This window comes from Pseudarthrobacter sp. DSP2-3-2b1 (assembly GCF_049895945.1).
Lineage (GTDB): Bacteria > Actinomycetota > Actinomycetes > Actinomycetales > Micrococcaceae > Arthrobacter.
The window spans coordinates 52,918-79,113 of record NZ_JAFCTI010000010.1; the positions used below are offsets into that span (position 1 = coordinate 52,918).

The following is a 26,196-nucleotide window of genomic DNA, read 5'->3' on the forward strand; positions in this document are numbered from 1 at the left end:
TGGGCCACGATCCAGGTCAGTAGCGGGCGGCGTAGGGGTGGAGCTGCATCCCGGCCATTCGGCTGAGCTGCGTGATGCCAATTCCCTCGTCCGGGTTCAACGCCTGGACCACCTGGCCGTTACCCAGGTAAATGGCCACGTGGTAGAAACCCGGAGCCGAACCCCAGACCAGCAGGTCGCCCCGCTGGGCCTGCGAAATTGGCACATGGACAGGGGCGGCCGCATACTGCTGCGCCGCGGTCCGGGGCAGGTACTTGCCGGCGGCTGCAAATGCCGTCTGCACCAGGCCGGAGCAGTCAAAACCGTAGGCGCCGGTACCGCCGTACTGGTAGAAGAACGGGGCGCCCACCTTGGACATGGCCACGGAAATGGCGGTCTCATTGGACCCGCCGGGTGCCGGCGCGGGGGCAGGTGCCGGTGCGGGAGCGGGTGCGGGAGCGGGTGCGGGAGCCGGAGCAGGTGCCGGCGCGGGAGCGGGCGCGGGGGCTGGGGCAGGAGCAGGAACGGGTGCCGGCGCAGGCGCTGGAGCCGGTGCGGCAGCCGGCGGAGCAGCCGGAGCGGCAGGTGCGGCGGCGGTTCCCGTCCCTTGGCCGGCAGGAGGAAGCGCAGGCGGAGCGACCGCTGCAGGTGCACTTCCTGCGGGAGCTGTTCCACCTTGGCTGGAAGCTGCCCGGTCCACAGACGCTGTGATGGCGGCGAGCCGCGCTTCTTCGCGCTGCCGGTCCAGCCCATCCACCCGGGCCGATTCCAGCGCAACGGTGGTGTTCCTCAGCTGCGCCAGCTGGTCCACCAGGACGGTCCGCTGTGCCTGCGCTTCGGCCACGGCCTTCACCTGTGTGGCGTTGGCCCTTTCCGCGTCGGCTTTGCGGGCCTCGGCCGTTCGAGCGGCTTCGTCTGCGGCCCGGTTGGCGTCCTCGGCGGCAGCAGTCAAGGACCGGGCTGCAACAGCCGCTGTGTCCGCCGATTCAAAAGCGCGGCTGCGGCTGGCCGAGATGGCTTCCAGCGTCGCGGCCTGCTGCAGCGCTTCGCCGTTGCCGCTGACGAAGGTGGTCAGGGTGGGGTTCAGCCCGCCGTTGCGGTACAGATCGCCTGCCAGTTGGCCCACCTGTTTGCGGGTCTTGTCCTGCAGGTCCGCGGCGGTCTTCGCTTTGGCGGAGGCAACGTCCGCTGCCAGTCGGCGGTCCTGCAGTTCCACCAGGGATTCGCCGTAGGCGTTGTTTGCCTGCATGGTCAGCGCGAAGGTGGCTTGCTGGGCACTGGCGGCATCGGCCAGGAGGCGCTCGATGGAGGTGACCTGATCCGCCGTCGCGCTTTCACTGGATTTCGCGGCCGCGATGTCTTCCGCCGAGGGAACCTCCGGCGACGCCGGCCGCTGGACGGCCGTTGCGATGACACCGGGAAGCTGGGGAGCGGGATCCGCCTGGGCGGGTAGTGCAAGGGTTCCGGACAGTACGACGGCGGAGCACAGCACGGCCGCCGTCAGGCCTGATCCAGTCAAACGCATTCGCAGAACCTCGCACGGTAAGGCTGGGGAGCGAGGTCCGGTGGCGGCACAAAGCCCCTCTACTGATCTCCCAGCAGTCCGAGGCTACGTGACCGTCTGCACTTTAGCAACACTGGTCACATCAATAACATAAACAACAAGAGTGTGATTCCGACACATCTGAAACGGCGTGTCTGGAATGCGAAGGGGCGCCACGGCGGAGGCATTAGGCGTGCTGGCGCGACTCGTGTTCTGAATGGCTGGCGGGCTCCAGCTGGAACGTGCAGTGCTCCGTGTCGAAATGGGAGCCGAGGCAGGTGGTGAGTTTGTCCAGCAGCTGGTCTGCGCCGCGGGCGTTCAGAACACCGTCCTCCACCACCACGTGGGCCGAAAAGACCGGGACGCCGGAGGTGATGGTCCAGATGTGAATATCGTGCACGTCCACCACGCCGTCAACGCTGAGGATGTGTTCGCGGATCATCTGCACCTCCACGCCTTTGGGGGTGGCCTCCAGCAGGACGTCCACCACATCACGCAGCAGGTTCCATGCGCGCGGCAGGATCATCAGCGCGATCAGCACCGACGCAATCGTATCGGCGGCCTGGTAGCCGGTGAACAGGATGACTACGGCAGCCACAATCACGGCGAACGAGCCAAGAAGGTCACCGAGGACCTCGAGGTAGGCGCCGCGGACGTTCAGGCTGTCCTGGTGTGCGCCGCGCAAGATCAGGAGTGAGACCAGGTTGGCAACAGCGCCCAGGATTGCGGCAGCGAGCATGATGTCCGTGTGGACCTCGGGCGCATCACCTATCCGCCGGATCGCCTCGGTGAAGATCACCACGGAGATGACCACCAGGATCAGCGCGTTGGCCAGGGCTGCCAAGACTTCTGCCCGCTGGTAGCCGTAGGTCCGCTGGTCACTCGCCGGGCGGCCCGCGATCCACGCGGCCAGGAGTGCAATGGTCACGCCTGCGGCATCGGAGAGCATGTGCCCCGCATCGGCCAGCAGCGCCAGCGATCCGGAAAGCGCCGCACCAATTAGCTGCACAACCACCACCACCAGCGTGATGGCCAGGACGGCGACGAGACGCTTGCGGTGCCGGCCGGTTGCCGTGATCCCGTGAGTATGGCTGTGGTCGTGTCCCATGCCTACAAGGCTAGCCCCAGCCGAGCTCGTGCAGCCGCTCGTCGTCGATGCCGAAATGGTGGGCAACCTCGTGCACCACCGTCACCGCCACCTCGTGGATCACTTCATCGCGGGAGGTGCAGATGTCCAGGATGGGCTGCCGGAAGATGGTGATCCGGTCCGGCAGCGATCCGGCGTCCCACCAGGAATCCCGTTCGGTGAGCGGGACGCCCTCATACAGTCCCAGCAGGACGGTATCCGGGTCTTCGCCGGGTGAGGGGACGTAATCGTCCTCGACAAACACCGCCACGTTGTCCATCGCGGCCGCAAGCTTGGCGGGGATGCGGCCCAGGGCGTCGGTGACGGCGGATTCAAAGTCGTCGGCCGACATCTCGAAGGGAAGCGGCTCATGGGGCCCCTCCGGGATGATCGGCAGTCCGGGCGGCAGGTTGGCGGGCATGCCCTGACTGTAGCGCGAACTGCTGATCTGCCGCCTGTGCTCAAGGACGCACGGGCGCCCTGACCTTGCGCCGGGTCAGTCCCACTCCCACCAGGCAGACCACTCCACCCACCAGGCCCCAGACGGAGGGGACCTCACTGAGCAGCAGCCAGGAAATGAGGATGGTGGTGCCAGGGACCAGATAGGTGGTGGCCGCCAGTTTGCCGGCGTCGATCAAAGACAGCGCGTAGGCCCAGGTGGTGAAGGCGATCGCCGTGGGAAAAACGCCCAGATACACCAAGCCCAAAGTTGCGGGCAGCGGCGCGGACTGCAGTTCGGAAACCAGTTGCCCGGTGAAGGGCAGGCAGCAGAGCGCACCCACCATGATCCCGAACCACGTGGCCTGCCCAGCCGGGAACTTCCGCAGCACCGGCTTCTGGATGATGACACTGACGGCGGCGAGCACGGCGGCAAGGAGGCAGAGCAGCACGCCGGCCACATCCGCCGTCGAACGTTCACCGGAGCCGGAACCGGAACCGAGTGCGATCAGCGCAACCCCGCCGAACGCCACCAGGCTGCCGATGAGCAGCCACCGGGGAAAGCCTTCCTTGAGGAAAAAGCCGGCCATGATCGCCACCAGGATGGGATTGACGTTGATCAGCAAGGCGGCGGTCCCGGCGTCGAGCAGGTGTTCCGCGGCGTTCAAGGCAACGTTGTAGCCGCCGAACCACATCACGCCGTACCCAAGAATCGGCCACCACTCGCGGCCCCGAGGCAGCAGCCGGCTTTTGAACAGTTGTGGCAGTACCAGGGCACCAAGTACGACGGCGGCGACCGCCAACCTGCCCAGGGTCAGGGACCCGGGGGAGAAAGTCGGCCCGATGGCCCTGATCCCAACGAACGCCGATGCCCAGAGCACCACGGTGACCAGAACGGCGGCAACGCCGAGGGTGCTGATCCGTCCGTCCGGTGCGGGAAGGGTGGGCGGTGCGGCGGTGTGGGCGCGGGCGGTGGAAGCGCGGGGGGTCGAAGCCATGCTGCCAATCTAGCCCCGCGAAGGCGGTACAGGCTGGCGGAAATCGGCCACCTCTAGTCGAGTTCCTGCCAAAATGGGCGAGCCCGGGATCCCGGCGGTTCCAGGCCTCGGCTAGGATGCGTTTCATGGCCTCAGCTTTAACTTCTTCCCCAGGTTCACCACAGGGCACAGCCAGGCGCGTACGCTTTGTCATCTGGATCCTGCTGGCCGTCCTCGTGGCCAGCGGGGCCGCCTGGTACTTTGCGCTGACATCGGCCAAACCGTCCCAGGAGCCGCCGCTGGCCGGTGCGGAACAGCTTGTCCGCACGGACAGCCACAGGCTGACCTCCCCCGCCGTTGAAAAAGCACAGCTCGTGGAGTTCCTGGACTTCGAATGCGAAGCCTGCCGCTCGATCCACCCGTTCGTGGAGGAGCTGAAGCAGGAGTTCGGCGACAGGGTCACGTTCGTCAACCGCTACTTCCCGTTGTCCTCACACCCAAACTCCGGCCCGGCCGCGCTCGCCGTTGAAGCCGCGGCCCAGCAGGGCAGGTTTGAGGCCATGTCCGCGAGGATGTTTGAGACCCAGGAGCAATGGCATGGGAAGGCGGAATCGCAGGGGCCGCTGTTCCGGACCTTCGCCGAAGAACTTGGCCTTGACCTGGCGGCGTTCGATGCAGCCGTTGCCGACGAGAAGACGAAGGAACGCATCCGGGCGGACATCGCCGACGGCACAGCCCTGGGCGTGACAGGCACGCCGACGTTCTTCCTCAACGGCGAGAAGCTGACCCTGACTACAAAGCAGGACTTCCGGCAGAAGCTCCTGGACGCCGTGAAGTAGAACGGTCAGCCTTTTTTGGACCACTCCAACAGCCGGTCCAGCGGCCAGGTGGTGATGATCCGCTCTGCGGGGACGTTGTTCTTGGCCGCGCGGGCCGCGCCGTACTGAAGGAAGTCGAGCTGCCCCGGCGCGTGGGCGTCGCTGTCGATGGAGAACAGGCACCCCGCGTCCAGGGCCAGCTGAATCAGGTCGTCCGGCGGGTCCTGCCTTTCAGGGCGGGAGTTGATCTCAACGGCCACGTTGTTTTCGGCGCACGCGGCGAACACCTTTCCGGCGTCGAATTCCGATTGCGGCCTTGTGCCGCGCGATCCTTCCACGAGGCGCCCGGTGCAGTGGCCCAGCACGTTGGTGTGCGGATCGCGGATGCCGCCGAGCATGCGCCGGGTCATGGTGCCGCGGTCCGCCCGCAGTTTGGAGTGGACGCTGGAGACCACAATGTCCAGCCGGTCCAGCATGTCCGGCGTCTGGTCCAGCTCACCGGACTCGAGAATGTCCACTTCGATCCCGGTCAGGAGCCGGAAGCCGTTTGCGTTGCTGCCGTTTATCTCCGCTACCACGTCCAGCTGTTCCGTCAGCCGCTCGGCGGTCAGGCCGTTGGCGATCGTCAGGTTGGGGGAGTGGTCCGTGAGGGCAAGGTATTCGCGGCCCAGAAGCTGCGCGGCGTCGGCCATCAACGGGATGGGGGAGCCGCCGTCGGACCAGTCGCTGTGGCTGTGGAGATCGCCGCGAAGTTCTGCGTACAGCGCGGTGCCGTCAGTGGTGAGTGGCCCGGCACTGCGCTCGCGCAGGTCCGCGAGGTAATCGGGCACCCCGCCGTCCACCGCTTGGCGGACCACCTGATACGTCCTGTCGCCGATCCCCTTCATGCTTTTCAGCCTGCCGTCACGCGCCCTGGCCTCGACCTCCGAAGGATCAAGCCCGCCGATGATCCCGGCAGCCTTCCGGAAAGCCTGGACCTTGAAGGTGGCGGCGCGTCCGCGCTCCAGCCAGAAGGCAATCTCGTTGAGTGCAGCGGCAGCATCCATCTGTCCATCTTCGCCTGTCTTTGCCCCCCTGTTCACGTACCTGCGGCCCGATTTTGGATAATTCCTGCCAAGGCCCTATAGTTTTAGAGTCCAGTTCGGAGCAACTGCAAACGAAAAGACTGAGAGCCTCGGCTTGAAGCCTTTTATTTTGTGCCGAACGGGTTCTGGCCCCCATCGTCTAGCGGCCTAGGACACCGCCCTTTCACGGCGGCGGCACGGGTTCGAATCCCGTTGGGGGTACGCAAGGAACTGGTCAGGCGGGCAGAAATTGTCTGGTAGGCTGGAAGCCTTGAAAAAACGCGGTAGTGATACGGCGGAAGCAAGAAAAGCAAGGCCCTGTAGCGCAGTTGGTTAGCGCGCCGCCCTGTCACGGCGGAGGTCGCGGGTTCAAGTCCCGTCAGGGTCGCTCTGATTGCCGGAAGAGATTTCCGGCTCTCATGGTGACTAGTCACCTAGGCTCTGTAGCTCAGTTGGTAGAGCGTTCGACTGAAAATCGAAAGGTCACCGGATCGACGCCGGTCGGAGCCACCACTGGGAAGCATCAGTTCTTCGGAACTGGTGCTTTTCTTCTTTAACCCGCCTTCACCCAACTTAACCCGCCCTGCACCCAGCGGATTCCAACGCCGTGACGGACCTAGAGGATAGGGTTGGGATCAACAGAAGGGGGAGTGCCCGATGGAATACCAGAACCCGCAACCCGGTGCCGGCCTCGAGCGCCAGCCGGCTGCCGGCCAGCATGCTTCCAGCCCGGTGCCCGAAACCGTTCCCGGGCTCGGCCGCACAGTGATCGCCGAAACCGCTGTGGCGAAAGTCGCGGGCATTGCGGCCCGTTCCATACCGGGCGTCTACTCCTTGGGCTCGGTGCCGTCCCGGGCACTCGGTGCCATCCGCGACGCCGTCGGCAGTTCCGACCATGCAGCCGGAGTCCGTGCCGAGGTGGGGGAGACGCAGGTTGCCGTTGATATCAGCCTGGTTGCCACCTACGGCACCCCTCTGCATTCGCTCGCCAACCAGGTCAGGGCCGCCGTCTACCGGGCCGTCGAAGAACTGGTGGGCCTGCAGGTCATCGAAGTCAACGTCGAAATAACGGATGTGTTCGTGGCGCCGCCGCCAAAGGCAGCCCCGCCTGCCGGCACAGAGAGGGAGGCCTTGCTGTGAATCTGACCGTCGTAGGCATCGCCGTGGGCGCCTTCGTGGCGTTTATGGCCTTCCAGTTCGGCTTGTGGGGCTTCCTTGTGGCCCTCCTCTTTATGGCCATCGGTGCCCTCCTGGGCCGCGCTGCGGAAGGGAAATTGGATCTTCGTGGCGTTTTCGATGCCATCATCGGCCGGCGCTCATCCTCATGACCGCCTCCGCACCCTCCCTGCAGGGTCAGGTCCTTAGCGGCCACAACCGCATCAGCACGCAGGCACTGACCAGCCTCGCCAAGGCGGCGGCTGCGGAGGCCCTGGGTGTGGACACCCAGGATGTCCGGGCGGCCTGGACGGACGACGCCGGGCTGCTGGCTCTGTCCCTCGTCTCGCCCATCAGGATCCCGCCACTGCCTTTAGTGGTCCGGGACGCTGGCCGGGTGGCCGCCTTCGGGGGGTCAATCCTGGACCGCACCATCGCTGCCAAAGCCCAAATCCTGACGACCGTAACGGCCCTGAGTGGGGCCGGTCTGAGCCGCGTGGACATCCGGATCAGCGGAGTCAAACCAATCGAGGGAGGCAGGGTCCTATGAGCCCGGGTTCAATCGATGGGAAGCTGGTGGACCCCGCGGAAGCCAACCCGGCACCCGCGGAACGTCAGCCGGATATGCGGAAGATCCTGTACAGGGAGACCCATTCCTCCCGGGCAGCAGTGGCAACGGTGGCTGCGGTCCTGGTGATGGCAGCGGCAGCGTACGGTCTTCTGGAGTCCGGAGTGCACGCCATCGGGCAGCCGGCGTGGCTGATCGAACCCCAGCTGGCGGCAGAGCGCATTGTTGCCCTCCCGGCCGGCATCCCACCACTGCTGCTCGGTGCCAGCGGCGCCGTGGTGGCCATGGCAGGACTTTTCTTCCTGCTCAACGCTGTCCTGCCCGGCAGGCGCGCCCGCCATGTTCTGGACGGCATGGGGACCTCGGCTGCCGTGGTGGTGGATGACGAGGTCATCGCGTCCGCCCTGGCCCGCAGCGCCCGGCTCGCAGCCAACGTCACTCCTGAACAGGTGATGGTGGTGGTCTCCCAGCGCCAGGTCATGGTCAATGTCCGCCCCACCTCGGGAGTTCCCGTGGCCGAAGCAGCTGTGCTGGCCGCAGTCCAGGAAGAGCTCCGGGAGATGTCCCTCTTTCCGTTGCCGGAGGTCCGCGTCAACATCGCCGCCGCAGGGGTGATCGGGGCATGAACAGCACTCCATCAGTACTCAACCGCATCCTGATCGGGATCCTCGGACTGATCCTGCTCGCCGTGGGCACCCTGCTGGTTGCGCTTGCCGCCGTGCCCTCGGTGGGGCCGTGGTGGCACGCGTGGTCGCGATCGGCCTGGGACGGCCTCAACCAGGCCTTCAGCAGCACCCGGTTTCCCGGCCGTCCCGAAAGCTGGCTGTGGATCGTCATGGCCATCGCCCTGCTGGTGCTGATCGGACTCATGGTTGCCTGGATAGCGCAGCAAGGCAAAGGCCGAAGTGATGTGCTGGCCGCCGAGTTCGATCCCGGAACCGTGGCCGGCGACGTTCGGATCGCCGGGGGAGTGGCTGAACAGGCGCTGAAGCATGCCCTCGCCGGGAGGCCGGACCTCGCTGGTGCCACAGTGGCCACGTACCGCGTCCACGGCCAGCCGGCCCTTAAGATCCGGCTGCAGCCGCGTCAAGGGGTGGCCCCGCACCTTCTGGCGGCCGAAGTCTCGGCCCTCGTGGACGCCTTGGATGAGGTGGTGGGGAAACGGACTCCGGTGCTCATCCACATCGGTGCCGGCGCCAGGACACGGTTCAGCCGCGCCGAACGGGTCCGCTGACTTCCGTGACGCCGCGTGCGCTGACTGCCCGCGGCGTCACGATGGACTCAAAGGGTCAGGTAGACCGTCGAGTTCGGTAATACCTCGGTGACGGAGCCAGCTGACACGCCGGTGCTGGTTATTGCCACTGAATAGCCCGCGGGCACCGGGACTGCGGCGAGGCCCACATTGCTGAGTACCAGCACTTCGCGGTTATGGAACGCCAATATGCCGCGATTTGGCTGATGGAGATCGGCCCACCGGAACGTTCCCGATCCCAGCCCTTGGGCTGCACGGAACGCCAGCGCAGAACGGTAGAGCTCCAGGGTGGATCCTTCGACGCCGTCCTGCCTGTCCGCGGCAAGGTCCCGGAACGATTCGGGCTGGGGCAGCCAGGGCGCTGCCGGTTGGCCGGGGGCCAACCCCGCCGGGCCGCCGTCGTTCTCTTCCTGAGTGAAAGCTTCGGCAAAGCCGAAACCGAGCTCCGTGGCCTTCCACGGCAGCGGAACGCGGCAGCCGTCGCGGCCGATCTCGGCGCCGTTGGTGCGGAAAAACGTGGGATCCTGCCGCGCGTCGTCCGGAAGCGTGGTGTGCTCCGGAAGGCCGAGTTCCTCGCCCTGGTAGATGTAGGCCGAGCCCGGCAGTGCAAGGGACATCAGCATGGCGGCGCGGGCCCGTGCCAGACCCAGGGCCGCATCAGGCTGCTCGTCGTTGGCGCCAATGCCCTTTGGGAAGGTGGTGGGATCCTTCAGCCCGAACCGGGTGGTGTGCCTGACGGTGTCATGGTTGCTCAGCACCCAGGTGGATGGAGCCCCTACGGAGGCGGCGGCTCTCAGTGAGTCTTCGATCGCTTCTGCCATCCGCCCGGCGTCCCAGCCGGCCAGGAGGAAGTCGAAGTTGAAGGCCTGTTGCATTTCGTCCTTGCGGACATACCGCGCCAACCGTTCGGCGGGTTCAACCCAGGCCTCGGCAACCATCATGCGGTCGCCGTCGTACTGTTCCAGTACTTTGTGCCAGTCCCGGTAGATCTCATGCACACCGTCCTGGTCAAAGAAGGGCGATGGCGGGTACTGCGGAGACACGGCGCGGTGCGGCTCCTGGGAGTCGGTGTGCGCGCCGGGAGCGTCACCAGGCGGGATGTGCGGTTTGGCCGTCGAGTCAGCAGTGCCTTCCACCATGGCAGCCACGCCCTCCCAATCGGGCAGGCCAGCCTCCTTGACCATGCCATGGGCAACATCCACCCGGAATCCATCCACCCCGCGGTCCAGCCAGAAGCGGATCACGGCGCGCATTTCTTCCTGCACCTCGGCGTTTTCCCAATTCAGGTCGGGTTGTTTGGTGTCGAAAAGGTGGAGGTACCACTCTCCGGGTTTGCCGTCCTGCTCGGTGACACGGGTCCAGGCCGGTCCGCCGAAGATGGATTTCCAGTTGTTCGGTGCCAGGTTGCCGTCGCCGGAACCAGCCGCTTCATCCTTGCCCGGCCGGAACATGTAGCGGTCACGCTCCGGGGTTCCGGGGGCGGCCGCCAGCGCCTGTTGAAACCAGACGTGCTCGTCCGAAGTGTGGTTGGGGACAAGATCCACGATGACCTTCAGGCCGCGGCGGTGAGCATCCTGCAACAAAGCATCGAAGTCTGCCAGCGTTCCGAAAAGTGGATCCACCTGGCGGTAATCCGCCACGTCATAGCCACCGTCGGCCTGGGGTGACTTATAGAACGGAGACAGCCAGATGGCGTCCACTCCCAGCGACTGAAGATAGGGCAATCGGGCTGCAATTCCCTGAAGATCACCCATTCCATCACCATTGGCGTCCGCGAAGGAGCGTGGGTAAATCTGATAGACAACAGCGCTGGCCCACCACGAATTGAGCGTGGAACCAGGGGTGGGAACGGTCGAGTGGTGCATTTGGTTCCTCTCCGGTAACTTTTTGATGTAAACGCTTGCATAACCGCCAGCAACCTTACTAGTGTGATGGTCACCACATCAAGGTCACCAACAACCACACTGTTCGACTTACTTGTCACTCAGCGAGGAGCCTCAAGCAATGAAATCCCGTAAATTCTTACTCCCGGCAGCAACTGCCGGCATCCTGGCCCTGACGCTATCCGCCTGTGCCGGCGGGGGCGGCGGGACCACCGGAGGCGGCGGCACCGATGCCGAAGCCAACCTCGACGGCCGAGGGCCCATCACCTATGTACAGGGCAAGGACAACAACAACGTTGTCCGGCCGTTCATTGAAAAGTGGAATGCCGCCCACCCTGACGAGCAGGTCACGTTCAAAGAGCAGACCGACAAGGCCGACCAGCAGCACGACGACCTGGTCCAGCACTTCCAGGCCAAGCAGTCCGATTACGACGTTGTCAGCGTTGACGTTATCTGGACCGCAGAGTTCGCGGCCAAGGGCTGGCTGCAGCCGCTCAAGGACAAGATGGCCATCGACACCTCAAAGATGCTTGAGGCTCCGGTCGAAGCAGCGTCCTACAAGGGAACGCTCTACGCCGCACCCAAGGATTCCGATGGTGGCATCCTCTACTACCGCAAGGACCTTGTTCCCACACCGCCCAAGACGTGGGACGAAATGATGGGCATGTGCTCCATCGCCAAGGCCAACAACATCGGCTGCTACTCCGGCCAGTACAAGCAGTATGAAGGTTTGACCGTCAACGCCGCTGAAGCCATCAACTCCGCCGGTGGATCGGTCCTGGACAAAGATGGCAAGCCCAGCCTGAACACCCCGGAGGCCAAGGCAGGACTTGAGAACCTGGTCAAGGCCTATGCCGATGGCAACATCCCGCAGGAAGCCATCACCTTCCAGGAAGAGGAAAGCCGCCGCGCGTTCCAGTCCGGCAACCTGCTCTTCCACCGCAACTGGCCGTACATTTACAGCCTGATCACCACCGAGGGATCCTCGGCAGTCAAGGACAAGTTCGGCATGGCCGTTCTTCCCGGCGTGGACGGCCCCGGTGCTTCCTCACTTGGCGGCCACAGCGCAGCGATCAGCGTCTACTCCAAGAACAAGGCCACTGCCCTGGACTTCCTGAAGTTCATCACCGAAGAAGAGCAGCAGAAGTTCTTCGCGAACCAGGCCTCCCTGGCACCGGTTCTGGCTGCGCTCTACGATGACACCGAACTGACCACCAAACTGCCGTACCTGACAGTCCTGAAGGAGTCACTGTCCAACGCTGTTCCGCGGCCTGTGACGCCGTTCTACCCGGCCGTGACCAAGGCGGTTCAGGAGAATGCCTACGCTGCACTGAAGGGCGAAAAGTCTGCCGAGCAGGCCTTAGCTGACATGCAGAAGTCCATCGAGTCCGCCGGCGCAGGATCGTAGCCTAGCCATGGCAACCGAATTGGGCCCGACGCCGGCAACAAAGCCGGCGTCGGGCGGGACCCCGGTCCACCACGCACCCAAGGGTGTGGGGGAGGACAACCAGATCCTCAGCCAGGGTAAGTGGGCTTCCTGGCTGCTGGCACCCACCATCATTGCGCTCGGCATCGTCATTGTTTATCCGATCATCAGCGCGATCATCATGTCCTTCCAGAAGGACGCCGGCCTGGATCCGGTCACCGGCCTCTTTACGGAAGGCGGCCCCGCAGGTATTCAGAACTATGTGAATTGGCTCGGCCAGCAGTGTGCCGCCCCAGGTGGCGGCACTGTAGCCTGCCCGCCGGGAACACTTGGCGGCCAGTTCTGGAATGCGACGGGAACCACCTTCCTGTTCACCGCTGTCACGGTTCTCTTCGAGACGATCCTCGGCTTCTGGATGGCCATGATTATGGCCCGCACCTTCAAGGGCCGCAGCATCGTCCGCGCCGCTGTCCTGGTTCCCTGGGCCATCCCCACGGCCGTTACCGCCCAGCTGTGGCTCTTCATGTTCGACTTCAACGGCATCATCAACAAGCTGTTCAACGTTTCCATCCTGTGGACGGGCAGTGAGTGGCCGGCCAAATGGGCTGTCATCATCGCCGATACCTGGAAGACCACACCGTTTATGGCCCTCCTGATTCTCGCCGGGCTGCAGATGATCCCGGCCGAGGTCTATGAGGCAGCCAAGGTTGACGGTGCCACTGCCTGGCAGCGGTTCCGGATGATCACTTTGCCGCTGGTGAAGCCGGCGCTTATGGTGGCCATCCTGTTCCGTACCCTGGATGCGCTGCGCATGTTCGACCTTCCGTACATCCTCACCGGCGGTGCGAACAACACCACCACGCTCTCGATCCTGGTGATCAACCAGATCAGACAAGGGTTCAACGCGGCGGCGGCGCTATCAACCATCACCTTCATCATCATCTTCTTGGTCGCATTCATCTTTGTGCGGTTCCTCGGCGCCAACGTTGTGGAACAAAGCGGCGCCTCAGGTAAGGGGAAGAAATGACAACGTCAACAGCCTCCACGGAGCTGCGCGCACGGCAGGACGCGGGCCGCAAAACGGCCCAGAACCGCGAGAAGTGGGCGCAGGCCAGGACGTATATCAGTGCTGCGGTCATCCTGGTCTGGTGCCTGGCCCCGGCGTACTGGATGGTGGTCACGGCGTTCCGCGAGGTGGGCTTCACCTACGACACCTCGGTCCTGCCCACCCACGTGACGATGGACAACTTCATCACCGCATTTGATACGTCCTTCGGCAACAGGTTCGGCCAGGCGCTGCTGAACAGCGTCTTCATCGGCATCGTTGTGACGGCAGTGTCCCTGTTGATCGGCGTGTTCGCAGCATATGCGTTGGCGCGGTTGAACTTCCGGTTCAAGTTCCTGGTGCTGGGCTTCATCCTGGGAGCTTCCATGTTCCCCGGCGTTGCCCTCATCACCCCGCTCTTCCAGCTGTTCACCAACATCGGCTGGATGGGCACTTACCAGGCGCTGATCATCCCGAGCATCTCGTTCGTGTTGCCGCTGACCGTCTACACGCTTACTTCTTTCTTCCGCGAAATGCCGTGGGAGCTCGAGGAATCAGCACGCGTGGACGGCTGCACGCAGGGGCAGGCGTTCCGGAAGGTCATCATGCCGCTGGCGGCTCCGGCCATCTTCACCACGGCCATCCTGGCGTTCATCTCCTCGTGGAACGAGTTCCTGATCGCCAGCCAGCTCTCCAGTGACGCCACCCAACCGGTTACAGTGGCCATCGCCAACTTTGCCGGCGCACAGCCCAACCAGATCCCATACACGGCCATCATGGCAGCCGGAACCATCGTCACCATTCCGCTGGTGATCCTGGTGTTGGTCTTCCAGCGCAAGATTGTGGCCGGCCTGACGGCGGGTGCAGTCAAGTGACAAAGGGCGTTTCCCGTCCCCCTCAGTCCAAGGGGGCGGGAAACGAACGCCGGCTGGTTCGCTCCGGCGAGGACTTCGACATCATCATGGGGTTTCTTGGATTCTGGGCGCTGGTCCTGCTGGTTGTCACGGTGTGGATGGAAGTAACCGGCCAGTTCGCGTTGTGGTGGGCGTTGGGCCTGCTGGCCACGCTCCTGGCCCTTTACGGAATGGTGCGGCTGCGGCGCCGCCTGCCGGACCGGAGGTAGCCCTCCACGGTTCTCCGCGCCGCGGGCCGGCCGCCCCGGCTTTGTTCGTAACACTTCGAAGCGGGCCGGCACTGAAATATACGATGGCGCGGTGGAATCGCAAGGCATCACGCGGTTGCCCGCACGTAGTTGAACAGGGGGACACGGTGGCACGCATTGAAAGGTCGCAACGGGGCGGCCACAGCGGCGTCAGTATTGAAGATGTGGCCGCGGCCGCCGGAGTGTCCACTGCCACAGTGTCGCGGGCCGTGCGGGGGCTGCCCAGGGTTTCGCCCGCCACCCGGGAGAAAATCCTGGAGGTGGCGGGCGCCCTTGGCTACGTTGCTTCCTCGTCAGCCTCGGGGCTGGCGACCGGACGGACCAAGACCATTGGCGTGCTGGCGCCCTTCGTGAGCCGTTGGTTTTTTTCCAAGGCCATCGAGGGCGCGGACCGTGAACTCCATGCGCGCAACTACAACCTTTCCCTGTTCAACCTGGGCGGTCACGGCAGCCACCGGGAACGGCTCTTCAGTAAAACCATGGTCTACAAACAGATTGATGCGCTGCTGGTGCTCTGTATGGCGCTCACCCACGAAGAGCTGGATCACCTGCAGAAGCTCGATATCCCCTTGGTGGTGGTGGGCGGCCACGTGGAGGAGTGCGCCTATATCGGCATTGATGATTACGCCGCCGCGTCCACAGCCGTCCGGCACCTGATCGACCTCGGCCACCGGGACATCGCACTCCTGCATGGCGACGACGAAACCGACCTCAATTTCGATGTCCCCCGTGTGCGGATCCTGGCCTTTAAGGACGTGATGGCGGCGGCGGGACTGCCCATCCGCCCGGAGTGGGACGAGGTGGGGGACTTTACGGTGACCAGCGGCCAGGTGGCGTTCCGGCGCTTGTGGGCCTTGCCGGATCCCAAGCCCACCGCCATTTTTTGCGCCTCCGACGAGATGGCCATGGGTGTCATTTTCGAAGCCGCACGGGTGGGAGTGCGCGTGCCCGAGGACCTCTCCGTCGTGGGGATAGACAACCACGATTTCGCCGAAGCCGTAGGACTGACCACGGTTGGCCAGCGGCCGGACGAGCAGGCGGAGCTGGCCACCAAGATGCTCCTCGACGAGCTCGACGGTATCAGCGGCGCAGTCCATTCCGCCGTCGCCGGGCACCAGCTCATCGTGAGACGCACGACGGCGGCACCCCCTTCCGGGGGAACGGCAGCCTAGCTGCCTGTTCACGGGGCAACGCCCCGGCTGTATGGGCCGTCCGGAGCCGTCCTGGTCAGGAGGCGCGGGCCAGCTGCCTGATGGGGATCCAGCGCGAGGCCAGCCGGCGGTAGGCCGCAGCGGCACCGGTCATGTCCCCTTCAGCCAGGCATTCGATGCCCAGCCTGATGTCCATTGGCGACTCGTCCGGATACACCTTGTCCGCGACTGCACCGTAGTCCAGTTCCACCATGGACTGGACGTGGAACTGCTCCAGCCACTCGGTCAGCTGGGCGAGGTCGTCCAGCATGTCCAAGTCCGGCGCGGCCAGGGCCAGATGCGCCACGGCATAGCGCGCCCGCTCGATCGCCTCGGTGATCGGGGCCCAGACCCGGACGGTCAGGATACGGCCGCCGGATTCCACCACATCCTTGCGGTCGTCTTCCATGAACAGCGAGAACCAGCTGAACGGAATGCCCCAGGTGGAGGCGCGCGTGTGCACGCGGATGGAGCCGTCGCGGGCTTTGACCTGATCGATCCGTTCCTGGTGTTTGTCCCGCTGCTCTTCAGGAATCAGCATCTCAGCCAGCGGTCCGTGGATGCCTTCCATCAGCGCGTTCGCGGCGAGGCCGGCGCGGAGCACCAGTTGGCTGGGGCAGTACAACAGGATCGGCGCGTCCCCGGATTCGGCTCCGGTCGCGGCAGCGGTCGCTTCGGAACCGGAAACGGCACCGCGGTGGGAGCCGGCACCCTGGTGGGTTCCCGCACCAGAGGGCGCGTCAGCACCGGCGTCGGGCGTTCCGGTTTGGGTTTTGCCCCGGGGCGGCACGCCGGGCACCGTGGTGATGCGCACCAGGTCCGTGCGCCCGGTGGGGAACGGGTCCCCGCCGGAGCGTGTGATCCGCCCCAGCGAGGCAAGCAGTTCGGCGTTTTCTACGGCGGCCCGGGACACAGTCCGCGCACCGGCGGCCCGGATTGCCTCGCGTTGTCCCTCCGGGAAAGCGTCCAACGGTTCGTAGACCCGCAGCGTGGAAGAGAACGGCAGGCCGGCCTGGCCCCGGTAGAGGTTTCCGGTCACTGCAGTCTCCCTTCCTGAGCCCACGCCGCGACCATCAGTCGGCCAGGTCCACCAGCACGGGGGCATGGTCAGAGGCGCCTTTGCCTTTGCGTTCCTCGCGGTCGATGGAGGCGCCGGTGACGCGGGCGGCAAGGGCGGGTGAGCCAAGGACGAAGTCGATCCGCATCCCCTCCTTCTTCGGGAAGCGGAGCTGGGTGTAGTCCCAGTACGTGTAGACGCCGGGCCCGGGGGTGTACTGGCGTGCCACGTCCGTGAAGCCGGCCTCTTCAAAGGCGTGGAATGCTGCGCGTTCAGGCGGGCTGACGTGGGTGTAGCCCTGGGTCAGGAACAGGTTGATGTCCCAGACGTCCTCGTCCAGCGGCGCGATGTTCCAATCGCCCATCAGTGCCACCTGGGCCGACGGATCAGCGGCGAGGAGGCTTTGAGCGTGATCCTTGAGGGAGCCGAGCCATTTAATCTTGTACGGCATGTGCTCGTCGTCGAGGGAGCGGCCGTTGGGCACGTAGAGGCTCCAGATCCGGACGCCGGCGCAGGTGGCAGCTATGGCGCGGGCCTCCTGAACGGGATCCTTGCCGGCTTTGCCGAACGTGGGCTGGTCCAGGAAGGTCCGCTCCACGTCCTCGAGCCCCACACGGGAAGCAATGGCCACACCGTTCCACTGGTCCACGCCGAAATGCGCCACTTCGTAGCCCATCCGCTCGAACAGTTCCCAGGGAAAGTTCTCGTCCTTGCACTTGGTCTCCTGGATGGCCAGGACGTCGCAGTCGCTGCGCTGCAGCCATGCCTCCACGCGGTCGGCGCGGGCACGGAGGGAGTTCACATTCCAGGTAGCAATCTTCACAGTCCCTAACTTACCGAACTTGGGCGCCCGGCATAGCCGACGGCGGATGCCGGCAGCCCAGGACGTCTGGAATTTAGTAGGAAGTCCGAGTATATTCGCTTGCACAGATGATCTGGATCACATGCGAAGGAGCATTCAGCCATGGTGCGCGAACTGTCCCATTACGTCGGCGGCCAGAGAGTCGAGGGGAACTCAGGCCGTTACAGCGATGTTTTTGATCCCTGCACGGGCCAGATCCAGGCCAGGGTGCCGCTGGCCAGCCGGGAGGAAGTCCAGAACGCAGTGGCCGCCGCGGAGAAGGCCCAGCTTGAGTGGGGTGCCATGAACCCGCAGCGCCGCGGCCGGATCCTGCTGAAATTCGTCGATCTGGTCAACCAGAACCTGGACGAGCTCGCCACATTGCTGTCCTCCGAGCACGGCAAGACGTTCGCGGATTCCAAGGGCGATATCCAGCGCGGCATCGAGGTGGTGGAGTTCGCAGCCGGCGCCCCGCACCTGCTCAAAGGTGAGTTTTCCACAGACGCCGGCCCGGGAATCGATATCCACTCCCTCCGGCAGCCGCTTGGCGTCGTTGCCGGCATCACGCCCTTCAACTTCCCGGCCATGATCCCGCTCTGGAAGTCCGGCCCGGCCCTGGCGGCAGGCAACGCCTTCATCCTCAAGCCCTCCGAACGGGATCCCTCGGTCCCCCTGCGGCTGGCCGAGCTGTACTCCGAAGCAGGCGTCCCGGACGGCGTCTTCAACGTGGTCAACGGTGACAAGGAAGCGGTGGATGCGCTGCTTGAGGACCCGCGCGTCAAGGCCATCGGGTTTGTGGGCTCAACACCTATCGCCCAGTACATCTATGCCACTGCGGCAGCCAACGGCAAGCGTGCCCAGTGCTTCGGCGGGGCCAAGAACCACATGGTGATCATGCCGGACGCCGATCTGGACATGGCCGCCGATGCCCTGATCGGAGCCGGGTACGGTTCCGCCGGTGAACGCTGCATGGCCATCTCCGTGGCCGTCCCGGTGGGGGAGGACACCGCCAACCGGCTGGCCGGAAAACTCCAGGACCGCATCAAGGGGCTCAAGGTGGGCCACAGCCTGGCCAAGGATTCAGACTTCGGGCCCGTGGTGGCCCCCAGCGCCAAGGAACGGATCGAGGGTTACATCCAGTCCGGCGTGGACCAGGGCGCCACCCTGCTGGCGGACGGGCGCGGACTCACAGTGGAAGGCTACGACGACGGCTTCTGGGTAGGCCCCACACTCTTCGACCACGTCACCAAGGACATGAAGATCTACCAGGAGGAAATCTTCGGCCCGGTCCTGAGCATCCTCCGCGCTGCTGACTACGATGAGGCCCTCCGCCTGTGCAGCGAGCACGAATTCGGAAACGGCGTGGCCATCTTCACGCGCGACGGCGATGCTGCCCGCGACTTCGCCAGCCGGGTGGAAGTGGGCATGGTGGGAATCAACGTCCCCATCCCTGTGCCGATCGCGTACTACACCTTCGGCGGCTGGAAGGCGTCCGGCTTTGGTGACCTGAACCAGCACGGCGCGGATGCGTTCCGCTTCTACACCAAGACCAAAACAGTCACCACGCGCTGGCCCTCCGGGATCCGCCAGGGCTCCAGCTTCGTGATGCCGGAAGGAAGCTGATGACGGGGCTGCCACCGGAAAAAACACTCATGCCCGAGGGAAAAGGCGCCACGGAAGCACTTGAGCCGGAGATCCTCTTCGCCCGCCGCGGCCACCTCGGCATCATCACCCTTAACCGGCCCAAGGCGGTTAACGCGCTGACCGCCGGGATGGTCACCGCCATGCTGGAGCAGCTCACCGCCTGGGCGGACGACGACGGCGTGGCCACCGTCCTGGTGCACGGCGCCGGAGAGCGGGGCCTCTGCGCCGGCGGCGACATTGTGGCGATCTACCGGGACCTGCTCACCGGAGGAACCCAGACGGCCGACTTCTGGGCCACCGAATACCACCTGAACTCCCTGATCGCAAGCTACCCCAAGCCCTATGTGGCCCTGATGGACGGGCTGGTGCTTGGCGGAGGCGTCGGAATTTCGGCGCACGGTTCGTACCGGGTGGTCACCGAGCGGACGCGGACGGGGATGCCGGAAACCACCATAGGCTTTGTGCCCGACGTCGGCGGTACCTTTTTGCTGGCCAGGTCACCGGGGGAGTCGGGCACCCATGCGGCGCTCACCGGGGCACACCTCACCGGGGCGGACGCGCTTTTCCTGGGGCTGGCGGACCACTACGTGCCGGCGGACAGCCTCGCGGAGCTGGCAGCGGCGCTCGAAAACGAAAGCGCGGAAGCCGCCGTCGTACGTGTTGCCCGCGCTGCTCCGCCCGCCTCACTGGCGGGGCAGCGCGGCTGGATCGATGAAGCCTATGCCAGCGACGACGCGGAGGACATTGTGAGCAGGCTGCGCGCCTTTGACGGGCCGGCGGCAGAAGCAGCCCACGAGGCAGCGGACACCATCGAAGCCAAATCGCCCACCGCCGTGAAAGTGGCACTGGAGTCCCTGCGGAGGGCAAGGAGCCTCACCCTGGACGAGGCCCTGGCTCAGGAATACCGGGTGGGGCTGCGGTTCCTGGCCGCGCCGGATTTCCGCGAAGGGATCCGGGCGCAGGTGGTGGACAAGGACCGCACGCCGCTCTGGAAACCGGCCACCCTGCATGAGGTGCGGCCGGCAGATGTTGACCGGTTCTTCGAGCGGCTCGGAGACCGGGAGCTCACGCTTCAGCCAAAGGAGACGGACCATGTCTGAAAACCCTGTTGCCGTGCCCGAAAATTCCAGTAGCGGATCCGGGAAGCCAACTGTCGCCTTCCTGGGCCTGGGCCACATGGGCGGGCCGATGGCGGTGAACCTGGTCAGGGCCGGCTATCCCGTGGCGGGTTACGACGTTGTTCCCGCGGCTTTGGAAGCCGCACGTGCCCACGGCGTGCCCATCAGCGGGAGCGCCGCGGACGCTGTGGCCGGCGCGGCTGTAGTGCTCACCATGTTCCCCAGCGGCCAGCACGTGCTGGACGCCTACCGCGGCGCCGAAGGGAAACCGGGGCTGTTGGAAACCGCTGCTCCGGCAACCATGTTCCTGGACTGTTCCACCATTAACGTGGACGAGGCCAGGGAAGCCGCGGCACTGGCCATCGAGGCAGGCCACCGGTCCGTGGACGCGCCCGTTTCCGGCGGTGTGGTGGGCGCTGAAGCCGGCACCCTCACGTTTATGGTGGGCGGCGAGCCGGAGGACTTCGAAGCGGTGCGGCCCATGCTCGAGGTGATGGGCAGGCGGGTGGTGCACTGCGGCGGGCACGGCGGTGGCCAGGCGGCGAAAATCTGCAACAACCTCATCCTCGGTGTTTCCATGATCGCGGTGAGTGAGGCGTTCGTGCTCGGCGAGAAGCTGGGCCTGACCCACCAGGCGCTGTTCGACGTCGCTTCCAACGCTTCCGGGCAGTGCTGGGCGCTGACCACCAACTGTCCCGTTCCAGGGCCGGTCCCCACGAGCCCCGCCAACCGTGACTACCAGCCGGGTTTTGCCGGCGCGCTGATGGCCAAGGACCTGCGGCTCGCGCTTAATGCCCTCCAGAGCACGGGCGTGGCAGCCCGGGTGGGGCCGCTCGCGTCTGAGATCTACGATACGTTTGCGGCTGAAGGCGGCGCAGACCGTGACTTCTCCGGAATCATCACCGAAATCCGCGCGAAGTCGCACAATGACGGGAGTCAGGCATGACGGAGTACACGAACATCCTGGTGGAGCAGCGCGGCCGGGTAGGCCTGGTCACGCTCAACCGGCCGGAGGCGCTCAACGCCCTGGACCACGCCACCATGGTCCAACTCGTCGCCGCAGTGTCCGCCATGGACGCAGACCCGGCAGTGGGGGCGGTGGTGATCACCGGTTCAGCCAAGGCATTCGCCGCCGGGGCGGACATCAAGGAGATGGCCGCACAGGGCTACATGGACATGTACGCCGCCGACTGGTTCCGGGGCTGGGAGGACTTCACCCGGCTCCGCATCCCCACCATCGCCGCAGTGTCCGGCTTCGCACTGGGCGGCGGCTGCGAACTGGCCATGATGTGCGATTTCATCATCGCCGGCGACAACGCCAAATTCGGCCAGCCGGAAATCAACCTCGGCGTCCTCCCCGGCATGGGCGGCTCGCAGCGGCTGACCCGTGCCGTGGGCAAAGCGAAGGCCATGGACATGATCCTCACGGGGCGTTTCATTGGCGCTGACGAGGCCGAACGCGCCGGGCTGGTCTCGCGTGTGGTGCCCGCGGCGGACGTCGTGGACGAGGCACTGAAAGCCGCCGCAGTCATCGCCTCCAAATCCAAGCCGGTGGCCATGCTGGCGAAGGAAGCCGTGAACACCGCCTTCGAGGTGGGCCTGGCCCAGGGGGTCGTCTTTGAGCGGCGGCTCTTCCACTCACTCTTCGCCACCGAAGACCAGAAGGAAGGCATGGCCGCCTTCACGGAGAAGCGCCAGCCGGAGTTCAACCACCGCTGACCCCGTCGTTGCTCCCTACGGAGCAACCGCCAGGGATTCGCGGTAGGCGGCGAGGTCTGCCGCCATCTCATCGGCCATCAGGCTGTTATTAATCACGACGGCGGCCCACGAGCCGGCCGCTGCCGACGCCATGACCTGCGCGCGCATGTCCGTCACGTTGCCTGCCGCCCAGACTCCCGGGACGTCAGTGGCGCCGTCGGCGTCCGTGGCCAGGAAGTCGCCGATGCCCATGGGGTGCGGTTCCGGTTGCAGGCCCAGGCCGGCGAATGCGTCCGGCCGCGCCCGGACCTGCGGTCCCACCACCACGGCATCCACAGCCACCTCCGGACCGCCGGCCAAAGCGACCCCGCGCAGCCGGTCCTCTTCCACACGCAGCGATTCGACCGCGCCGGCCACCACCTTGACCCCGCGGGCGGCCAACTGCTCCCGTTCTTCGTCGGAGGGCTGCACCAGATCGTTTAGGAACAGCGTGATGTTGGCGCTCCACTGGCGGAACAGCAGTGCCTGGTGCACGGACCAGGGCCCCTTTCCGAGGACCCCGATGGCTTGGTCCTGAACTTCCCAGCCGTGGCAGAAGGGGCAGTGCAGCACGTCCTTGCCCCAGCGCTCGCGGAGCCCGGGAATGGCGGGCAGATCGTCCACCAGCCCGGTGGTGATCAGGAGGCGGCTGCCGTGCAGGGCACGTCCGTCCGCCAGTGTCACGGTAAAGCCTTCAGCAATGCTGCCTGCAGCGGTAACGGCTTCGCCCTGGACCGTCCGGACACCGTAGCGCGCGGCTTCGGCCCGGCCGATCTCCAGGAGCTCGGCGGGGCTGACGCCATCGCGCGACAGGAATCCGTGAACACCCTGGGCGGGGGCATTCCGGGGCTCGCCGCTGTCCACCACCAGTACGGAACGGCGGGTCCGCCCCAGCATCTGGGCGGCACTCAGGCCTGCGGCACCGCCGCCGATCACCAGGACGTCGTATGTGTTGTTGTCATGTATGTTCATGTCTCCATGGTGTGCCGTGAGCGCAATAACTGGCAAGGAATGTTGCCGGAATGGCAAACTAGGGGAATGGATCAGCAGATGGACGATGTCCTCGCCGCCGTAGGACCACGCCTGAAGGCCCTGCGCCTGGGCAGCAACACGACTTTGGCTGCCCTCGCCGAGGCCACCGGAATCTCGGTGAGCACCCTGTCCAGGCTGGAATCGGGCCAGCGTCGCCCCAACCTCGAGTTGCTGCTGCCCCTCGCCAAAGCCCACCGGGTCCCGCTGGATGAACTCGTGGGAGCGCCGGAAACCGGGGATCCCCGCCTGCACCTGCGCCCGATGGTCCGCCACGGGATGACCATCATTCCGCTGACCAGGCGGCCGGGCGGAATCCAGGCCTACAAGCACATCCTGCCGGCCGGCCAGCCCGACGAGCCGAACCCGCAGGTCCACGAGGGGTACGAATGGCTGTACGTGCTCAACGGCCGGCTCAGGATGGTCCTGGGGAGCAAGGACCTGGTGATCTCGCCCGGCGAAGCCGTTGAATTCGATACCCGCGTTCCGCATTGGTTTGGCCGGGCGGATACCGGCGCTGTGGAGTTCCTCAGCCTTTTCGGCACCCAGGGCGAACGCATGCATGTGAGGTCCAGGCCGGGGTCCTCCTAGACTCGTAGGGGCGCAGGCTGCCAGGGGCTCGGCTGGATACTTTGTGGAATGGGGAATGTCTATGTGGAAAACGTCCGAGGCCGCCTCCGGCTCAACAGAGAACCTGACCGGCCTGGTGGGCGTTGCCGCGCGGGGCATTGAAACCCTTGGCGAATGGGGTGTGGGGCTGTTCACCCTCGCAGAGACCGTCCTGCCGCCCATCCCCAGTGAAGTGATCCTGCCGCTGGCCGGTTACCTGGCGAAGCAGGGGGCGCTGAACCTGGTCCTGATCTTCATCACCAGCACGCTTGGCGCCTATTTGGGGGCGCTCCTCCTGTACTGGCTCGGTGCCAGGCTCGGTTTGGAGCGGTCCATCCGGGGCCTGTCCAGGCTTCCGCTGGTGGACCGGGAGGACTTTGATCACGCCGCCGGCTGGTTCCGCCGTCACGGCCGGTCATCGATCTTCTTCGGCCGGCTGCTGCCCGGCGTGCGCAGCCTGATTTCATTGCCCGCTGGCGCGTCCAGCATGCACCTTGGCACGTTCAGCCTCTACACGCTCGGCGGAAGCGGGCTGTGGAACGGAGCCCTCATCGGCCTGGGCTACGCACTGGGCACCCAGTATCAGGTGATTGAGCAGTATTCCCGCTTCCTCAACTACGCGGTCTATTTGGCGCTGGGCCTGTCGGTGCTCTGGCTCGTCGTCAGGAGCGTACGCCGCAGAGGGGCGGGCAAGCGCTGACCTGGCCTGTCACAGGCCTTGATCGGAGAAGTCCCCGGCATTCCGGCGGAACCTGCCCAGGATGCTGATCAGGTGGTCCACGTCCTCCGGGCTGAACCCTGACTGGCTGAAGACCTCGGTATTCAGCGCCGCCGTGGCGCTCTTGGCGAGCGTCCGGCCTTCCGCGGTGATTTCGATAAGCGTGGTGCGGCCGTCAGTGGGATGCGGCGCGCGCGAGACCAGCCCCGCCTTTTCGAGCCGGTCGACGGCGTTGGTCACCGACGTCGGATGGACCTGGAGCAGGGCACTCGCCTTGTTCATGGGCAGCGCCCCGCTGCGGGCAAAACTGAGCAGGGCCAGCAATTCGTAGCGTGCGAACGTCAGTCCCCGTGGTTTGAGAATGCCTTCCACGCGGGCGAGCAGGATCTGCTGGGTACGCATGATGGCCGTGATGGCGGCCATCGGCGCGGCCACGTCGGCCCACCCGTGGGCCTCCCAATTGCGCCGGGCATCCGCGATGGGATCACGGGGGAGTGGTGTGGTCATCCTCGTCCGTCTTCCGCCATGTGATGCATCCCACTTTCTTTCTGATCCTGTGCAATATACTAGGACATCCAATGGTTTTGGACGACTGAAGGGATGAACGCCCGTGCAGCCACAAGGACGTGGGAGCGAAGAACAGGGAACAGTCCCCTTCCCGGACGCCGACCTGATGTACGTCGTTGACCTCCTGCCCGCGTCCGAGCGGGAGCGGTATCTCGGCGTCCGCGCGTTCCTGCAGTCGTCCGTGCGGGAGGCATCCATCGAGTATTGGAACCGGGAGGAGTTTCCCTTCGGGCTGCTCAAGGAGATGGGCCGGCAGGGCCTCGGCGGGCTGCAGACGGACGGCAGCTCCAAGCTGTTCAAGGGATTGATGTACACAGAGGTTGCCCGGGCAGACGTTTCGCTCTCCGCCCTCGTGGGAATCCACAACGAACTGATCGTCGGCATGATCAACGAGCTCGGCTCTGACGAGCAGAAGCGCCGCTGGCTGCCCGGGCTCCTGGACTTCAGCCAGCTGGGGGCCTTCGCCCTGACGGAACCGGACCACGGCTCCGATATCGCCGGCGGCCTGGAGACTTCCGCGCGGCTGGACAACGGGGAGTGGGTCATCAACGGTGCCAAACGCTGGATCGGCGCCGGCACCATCGCCGACTTTGCCCTGGTGTGGGCCCGCGACACCGCCGATCGGCAGATCAAGGGCTTTATCGTCGAGACCGGCCGGCCAGGGTACTCGGCCACGAAGATCGCCAACAAAATCGGCCTCCGCATCATGCAGAATGCGGACATTGTCCTCACGGACGTCAGGATTCCGGAGTCCAATCTGCTCCCCGGCGCCACGGATTTCTCCAAGGCAAACGCACTGCTGCGGGATTCCCGTGCCTGGGTGGGCTGGCAGGCCGCCGGCATCCAACTGGCCGCGTTCGACGTCGCCCGTTCCTATTCGCTGGTACGCAAGCAGTTCGGCAAGGAACTCGCCCGGTTCCAGCTGATCCAGCAGCAACTCGCGGAAATACTGGGCAACGCCTCAGCCTCGCTGGCGCTGATGGCCCAGCTGGCCAGGATCCAGGAGGACGGGAAACTGGACATGGTGCAGGCTGCCATGGCCAAGGCCACCTGCACACGGCTGGCCCGCGCCTCCGTGGCAATGGGCAGATCGCTGCTGGGCGGGAACGGAATCAGCACGGACTACGAAATGGGCAAGCTTTTTGGGGACGCGGAAATCCTGTACACCTACGAGGGCAGCTATGAGATCAACTCACTGATCGTGGGCCGGGCGGTGACGGGAAAGTCGGCCTTTGCGTAGACGCAAAAAT

Annotated in this window: 28 protein-coding genes and 3 tRNA genes; 21 read left to right on the forward strand and 10 right to left on the reverse strand. The window is 65.3% G+C overall.

Going from position 1 to position 26,196, the window contains the following annotated elements; genetic code table 11:
* Positions 1-16 precede the first annotated feature (16 nt).
* The 4 genes from ACP7AX_RS13235 to ACP7AX_RS13250 all read right to left on the reverse strand — a co-directional run bounded on the left by ACP7AX_RS13235 (position 17) and on the right by ACP7AX_RS13250 (position 4,084).
* Positions 17-1,504: a C40 family peptidase gene (locus ACP7AX_RS13235; protein WP_426226896.1), complete on the reverse strand. Its 1,488-nt coding sequence runs from the start codon at positions 1,502-1,504 to the stop codon at positions 17-19.
* 205 nt (positions 1,505-1,709) lie between these two features.
* Complete coding sequence (locus tag ACP7AX_RS13240; RefSeq protein WP_131684648.1) at positions 1,710-2,630, reverse strand: cation diffusion facilitator family transporter; 921 nt, start codon at positions 2,628-2,630, stop codon at positions 1,710-1,712.
* Positions 2,631-2,640: 10 nt separating this feature from the next.
* Positions 2,641-3,069 carry a metallopeptidase family protein gene (locus ACP7AX_RS13245; RefSeq protein ID WP_131684647.1) on the reverse strand — a complete coding sequence of 143 codons (429 nt, stop codon included), beginning with the start codon at positions 3,067-3,069 and terminating at the stop codon, positions 2,641-2,643.
* 40 nt (positions 3,070-3,109) lie between these two features.
* A complete protein-coding gene (locus tag ACP7AX_RS13250; RefSeq protein ID WP_426226899.1) occupies positions 3,110-4,084 on the reverse strand; it encodes a DMT family transporter in 975 nt (324 codons plus the stop codon).
* 125 nt (positions 4,085-4,209) lie between these two features.
* Here ACP7AX_RS13250 and ACP7AX_RS13255 point away from each other — a divergent pair, with 125 nt between their 5' ends.
* Entirely contained in the window at positions 4,210-4,902 is a 693-nt protein-coding gene (locus tag ACP7AX_RS13255; RefSeq protein ID WP_131684645.1) for a thioredoxin domain-containing protein, read from the forward strand.
* Between the two features lie 5 nt (positions 4,903-4,907).
* Here ACP7AX_RS13255 and ACP7AX_RS13260 read toward each other — a convergent pair whose 3' ends face one another.
* The gene (locus ACP7AX_RS13260; protein WP_426226901.1) at positions 4,908-5,927 is read right to left on the reverse strand and encodes a PHP domain-containing protein; all 1,020 of its coding nucleotides are present in this window, start codon (positions 5,925-5,927) and stop codon (positions 4,908-4,910) included.
* Between the two features lie 167 nt (positions 5,928-6,094).
* On the opposite strand from ACP7AX_RS13260, the gene ACP7AX_RS13265 reads away from it, so the two are divergent.
* The 8 genes from ACP7AX_RS13265 to ACP7AX_RS13300 all read left to right on the forward strand — a co-directional run bounded on the left by ACP7AX_RS13265 (position 6,095) and on the right by ACP7AX_RS13300 (position 8,902).
* Positions 6,095-6,167 (forward strand) — tRNA-Glu (locus ACP7AX_RS13265).
* 92 nt (positions 6,168-6,259) lie between these two features.
* Positions 6,260-6,333, forward strand: a tRNA-Asp gene (locus tag ACP7AX_RS13270).
* A 49-nt stretch (positions 6,334-6,382) separates the two neighbouring features.
* Positions 6,383-6,458, forward strand: a tRNA-Phe gene (locus ACP7AX_RS13275).
* Positions 6,459-6,602: 144 nt separating this feature from the next.
* On the forward strand, positions 6,603-7,085 hold the full coding sequence (locus ACP7AX_RS13280) for an Asp23/Gls24 family envelope stress response protein (RefSeq protein WP_426226903.1): 483 nt from the start codon (positions 6,603-6,605) through the stop codon (positions 7,083-7,085).
* Positions 7,082-7,273, forward strand: coding sequence for a DUF2273 domain-containing protein (locus ACP7AX_RS13285; protein ID WP_426226905.1), 192 nt, complete (start codon positions 7,082-7,084; stop codon positions 7,271-7,273). Before ACP7AX_RS13280 ends, ACP7AX_RS13285 begins: the two co-directional genes overlap by 4 nt.
* A complete protein-coding gene (locus ACP7AX_RS13290) occupies positions 7,270-7,650 on the forward strand; it encodes a hypothetical protein (RefSeq protein ID WP_426226907.1) in 381 nt (126 codons plus the stop codon). The genes ACP7AX_RS13285 and ACP7AX_RS13290 overlap by 4 nt, the downstream gene beginning before the upstream one ends.
* Before the next feature lie 74 nt (positions 7,651-7,724).
* Positions 7,725-8,294 carry a hypothetical protein gene (locus tag ACP7AX_RS13295; RefSeq protein ID WP_426227053.1) on the forward strand — a complete coding sequence of 190 codons (570 nt, stop codon included), beginning with the start codon at positions 7,725-7,727 and terminating at the stop codon, positions 8,292-8,294.
* Complete coding sequence (locus tag ACP7AX_RS13300) at positions 8,291-8,902, forward strand: hypothetical protein (protein ID WP_131684640.1); 612 nt, start codon at positions 8,291-8,293, stop codon at positions 8,900-8,902. Before ACP7AX_RS13295 ends, ACP7AX_RS13300 begins: the two co-directional genes overlap by 4 nt.
* Before the next feature lie 47 nt (positions 8,903-8,949).
* On the opposite strand, the gene ACP7AX_RS13305 is transcribed toward ACP7AX_RS13300, so the two are convergent.
* Entirely contained in the window at positions 8,950-10,785 is a 1,836-nt protein-coding gene (locus tag ACP7AX_RS13305) for a glycoside hydrolase family 13 protein (RefSeq protein WP_426226909.1), read from the reverse strand.
* Positions 10,786-10,924: 139 nt separating this feature from the next.
* On the opposite strand from ACP7AX_RS13305, the gene ACP7AX_RS13310 reads away from it, so the two are divergent.
* The 5 genes from ACP7AX_RS13310 (at position 10,925) to ACP7AX_RS13330 (ending at position 15,608) form a co-directional block, all read left to right on the forward strand.
* On the forward strand, positions 10,925-12,211 hold the full coding sequence (locus ACP7AX_RS13310; RefSeq protein ID WP_426226911.1) for an ABC transporter substrate-binding protein: 1,287 nt from the start codon (positions 10,925-10,927) through the stop codon (positions 12,209-12,211).
* Positions 12,212-12,218: 7 nt separating this feature from the next.
* Complete coding sequence (locus ACP7AX_RS13315; RefSeq protein WP_426226913.1) at positions 12,219-13,256, forward strand: carbohydrate ABC transporter permease; 1,038 nt, start codon at positions 12,219-12,221, stop codon at positions 13,254-13,256.
* A complete protein-coding gene (locus ACP7AX_RS13320) occupies positions 13,253-14,149 on the forward strand; it encodes a carbohydrate ABC transporter permease (RefSeq protein ID WP_426226915.1) in 897 nt (298 codons plus the stop codon). The genes ACP7AX_RS13315 and ACP7AX_RS13320 overlap by 4 nt, the downstream gene beginning before the upstream one ends.
* On the forward strand, positions 14,146-14,397 hold the full coding sequence (locus ACP7AX_RS13325; protein ID WP_131684635.1) for a hypothetical protein: 252 nt from the start codon (positions 14,146-14,148) through the stop codon (positions 14,395-14,397). Before ACP7AX_RS13320 ends, ACP7AX_RS13325 begins: the two co-directional genes overlap by 4 nt.
* 146 nt (positions 14,398-14,543) lie before the next feature.
* Complete coding sequence (locus tag ACP7AX_RS13330) at positions 14,544-15,608, forward strand: LacI family DNA-binding transcriptional regulator (RefSeq protein WP_426226918.1); 1,065 nt, start codon at positions 14,544-14,546, stop codon at positions 15,606-15,608.
* 55 nt (positions 15,609-15,663) lie between these two features.
* Here ACP7AX_RS13330 and ACP7AX_RS13335 read toward each other — a convergent pair whose 3' ends face one another.
* Both ACP7AX_RS13335 and ACP7AX_RS13340 read right to left on the reverse strand, forming a co-directional pair.
* On the reverse strand, positions 15,664-16,665 hold the full coding sequence (locus ACP7AX_RS13335; protein WP_426226920.1) for a hypothetical protein: 1,002 nt from the start codon (positions 16,663-16,665) through the stop codon (positions 15,664-15,666).
* A gap of 34 nt (positions 16,666-16,699) precedes the next feature.
* Positions 16,700-17,506 carry an exodeoxyribonuclease III gene (locus tag ACP7AX_RS13340; RefSeq protein WP_131684632.1) on the reverse strand — a complete coding sequence of 269 codons (807 nt, stop codon included), beginning with the start codon at positions 17,504-17,506 and terminating at the stop codon, positions 16,700-16,702.
* 141 nt (positions 17,507-17,647) lie between these two features.
* Here ACP7AX_RS13340 and ACP7AX_RS13345 point away from each other — a divergent pair, with 141 nt between their 5' ends.
* The 4 genes from ACP7AX_RS13345 to ACP7AX_RS13360 are packed head-to-tail and all read left to right on the forward strand — an operon-like array spanning position 17,648 to position 22,005.
* On the forward strand, positions 17,648-19,147 hold the full coding sequence (locus ACP7AX_RS13345; RefSeq protein WP_131684631.1) for a CoA-acylating methylmalonate-semialdehyde dehydrogenase: 1,500 nt from the start codon (positions 17,648-17,650) through the stop codon (positions 19,145-19,147).
* Positions 19,148-19,176: 29 nt separating this feature from the next.
* Complete coding sequence (locus ACP7AX_RS13350; protein WP_426227055.1) at positions 19,177-20,268, forward strand: enoyl-CoA hydratase/isomerase family protein; 1,092 nt, start codon at positions 19,177-19,179, stop codon at positions 20,266-20,268.
* Positions 20,261-21,232 carry a 3-hydroxyisobutyrate dehydrogenase gene (gene mmsB, locus ACP7AX_RS13355; RefSeq protein WP_426226923.1) on the forward strand — a complete coding sequence of 324 codons (972 nt, stop codon included), beginning with the start codon at positions 20,261-20,263 and terminating at the stop codon, positions 21,230-21,232. The genes ACP7AX_RS13350 and mmsB overlap by 8 nt, the downstream gene beginning before the upstream one ends.
* Positions 21,229-22,005, forward strand: coding sequence for an enoyl-CoA hydratase (locus ACP7AX_RS13360; RefSeq protein ID WP_426226925.1), 777 nt, complete (start codon positions 21,229-21,231; stop codon positions 22,003-22,005). Before mmsB ends, ACP7AX_RS13360 begins: the two co-directional genes overlap by 4 nt.
* A gap of 15 nt (positions 22,006-22,020) precedes the next feature.
* Here ACP7AX_RS13360 and ACP7AX_RS13365 read toward each other — a convergent pair whose 3' ends face one another.
* On the reverse strand, positions 22,021-22,995 hold the full coding sequence (locus tag ACP7AX_RS13365; RefSeq protein WP_426226927.1) for an NAD(P)/FAD-dependent oxidoreductase: 975 nt from the start codon (positions 22,993-22,995) through the stop codon (positions 22,021-22,023).
* A gap of 66 nt (positions 22,996-23,061) precedes the next feature.
* On the opposite strand from ACP7AX_RS13365, the gene ACP7AX_RS13370 reads away from it, so the two are divergent.
* Entirely contained in the window at positions 23,062-23,643 is a 582-nt protein-coding gene (locus ACP7AX_RS13370; protein ID WP_131684627.1) for a helix-turn-helix domain-containing protein, read from the forward strand.
* Positions 23,644-23,704: 61 nt separating this feature from the next.
* The gene (locus tag ACP7AX_RS13375; protein ID WP_131684691.1) at positions 23,705-24,361 is read left to right on the forward strand and encodes a VTT domain-containing protein; all 657 of its coding nucleotides are present in this window, start codon (positions 23,705-23,707) and stop codon (positions 24,359-24,361) included.
* Between the two features lie 9 nt (positions 24,362-24,370).
* On the opposite strand, the gene ACP7AX_RS13380 is transcribed toward ACP7AX_RS13375, so the two are convergent.
* The gene (locus tag ACP7AX_RS13380) at positions 24,371-24,886 is read right to left on the reverse strand and encodes a MarR family transcriptional regulator (protein ID WP_131684626.1); all 516 of its coding nucleotides are present in this window, start codon (positions 24,884-24,886) and stop codon (positions 24,371-24,373) included.
* 166 nt (positions 24,887-25,052) lie between these two features.
* On the opposite strand from ACP7AX_RS13380, the gene ACP7AX_RS13385 reads away from it, so the two are divergent.
* Positions 25,053-26,186, forward strand: a complete 1,134-nt coding sequence (locus ACP7AX_RS13385; RefSeq protein ID WP_131684690.1) for an acyl-CoA dehydrogenase family protein — start codon at positions 25,053-25,055, stop codon at positions 26,184-26,186.
* Positions 26,187-26,196 lie beyond the last annotated feature (10 nt).

Excerpts from the sequence above, each read along its gene's own strand:
- ACP7AX_RS13235 (WP_426226896.1), bottom strand. The coding sequence starts at position 1,504 with ATGCGTTTGACTGGATCAGGCCTGACGGCGGCCGTGCTGTGCTCCGCC.
- ACP7AX_RS13240 (WP_131684648.1), bottom strand. The coding sequence starts at position 2,630 with ATGGGACACGACCACAGCCATACTCACGGGATCACGGCAACCGGCCGG.
- ACP7AX_RS13245 (WP_131684647.1), bottom strand. The coding sequence starts at position 3,069 with ATGCCCGCCAACCTGCCGCCCGGACTGCCGATCATCCCGGAGGGGCCC.
- ACP7AX_RS13250 (WP_426226899.1), bottom strand. The coding sequence starts at position 4,084 with ATGGCTTCGACCCCCCGCGCTTCCACCGCCCGCGCCCACACCGCCGCA.
- ACP7AX_RS13255 (WP_131684645.1), top strand. The coding sequence starts at position 4,210 with ATGGCCTCAGCTTTAACTTCTTCCCCAGGTTCACCACAGGGCACAGCC.
- ACP7AX_RS13260 (WP_426226901.1), bottom strand. The coding sequence starts at position 5,927 with ATGGATGCTGCCGCTGCACTCAACGAGATTGCCTTCTGGCTGGAGCGC.
- ACP7AX_RS13280 (WP_426226903.1), top strand. The coding sequence starts at position 6,603 with ATGGAATACCAGAACCCGCAACCCGGTGCCGGCCTCGAGCGCCAGCCG.
- ACP7AX_RS13290 (WP_426226907.1), top strand. The coding sequence starts at position 7,270 with ATGACCGCCTCCGCACCCTCCCTGCAGGGTCAGGTCCTTAGCGGCCAC.
- ACP7AX_RS13295 (WP_426227053.1), top strand. The coding sequence starts at position 7,725 with ATGCGGAAGATCCTGTACAGGGAGACCCATTCCTCCCGGGCAGCAGTG.
- ACP7AX_RS13300 (WP_131684640.1), top strand. The coding sequence starts at position 8,291 with ATGAACAGCACTCCATCAGTACTCAACCGCATCCTGATCGGGATCCTC.
- ACP7AX_RS13305 (WP_426226909.1), bottom strand. The coding sequence starts at position 10,785 with ATGCACCACTCGACCGTTCCCACCCCTGGTTCCACGCTCAATTCGTGG.
- ACP7AX_RS13310 (WP_426226911.1), top strand. The coding sequence starts at position 10,925 with ATGAAATCCCGTAAATTCTTACTCCCGGCAGCAACTGCCGGCATCCTG.
- ACP7AX_RS13315 (WP_426226913.1), top strand. The coding sequence starts at position 12,219 with ATGGCAACCGAATTGGGCCCGACGCCGGCAACAAAGCCGGCGTCGGGC.
- ACP7AX_RS13320 (WP_426226915.1), top strand. The coding sequence starts at position 13,253 with ATGACAACGTCAACAGCCTCCACGGAGCTGCGCGCACGGCAGGACGCG.
- ACP7AX_RS13345 (WP_131684631.1), top strand. The coding sequence starts at position 17,648 with ATGGTGCGCGAACTGTCCCATTACGTCGGCGGCCAGAGAGTCGAGGGG.
- ACP7AX_RS13350 (WP_426227055.1), top strand. The coding sequence starts at position 19,177 with ATGCCCGAGGGAAAAGGCGCCACGGAAGCACTTGAGCCGGAGATCCTC.
- mmsB (WP_426226923.1), top strand. The coding sequence starts at position 20,261 with ATGTCTGAAAACCCTGTTGCCGTGCCCGAAAATTCCAGTAGCGGATCC.
- ACP7AX_RS13360 (WP_426226925.1), top strand. The coding sequence starts at position 21,229 with ATGACGGAGTACACGAACATCCTGGTGGAGCAGCGCGGCCGGGTAGGC.
- ACP7AX_RS13365 (WP_426226927.1), bottom strand. The coding sequence starts at position 22,995 with ATGAACATACATGACAACAACACATACGACGTCCTGGTGATCGGCGGC.
- ACP7AX_RS13370 (WP_131684627.1), top strand. The coding sequence starts at position 23,062 with ATGGATCAGCAGATGGACGATGTCCTCGCCGCCGTAGGACCACGCCTG.
- ACP7AX_RS13375 (WP_131684691.1), top strand. The coding sequence starts at position 23,705 with ATGTGGAAAACGTCCGAGGCCGCCTCCGGCTCAACAGAGAACCTGACC.
- ACP7AX_RS13380 (WP_131684626.1), bottom strand. The coding sequence starts at position 24,886 with ATGACCACACCACTCCCCCGTGATCCCATCGCGGATGCCCGGCGCAAT.
- ACP7AX_RS13385 (WP_131684690.1), top strand. The coding sequence starts at position 25,053 with ATGTACGTCGTTGACCTCCTGCCCGCGTCCGAGCGGGAGCGGTATCTC.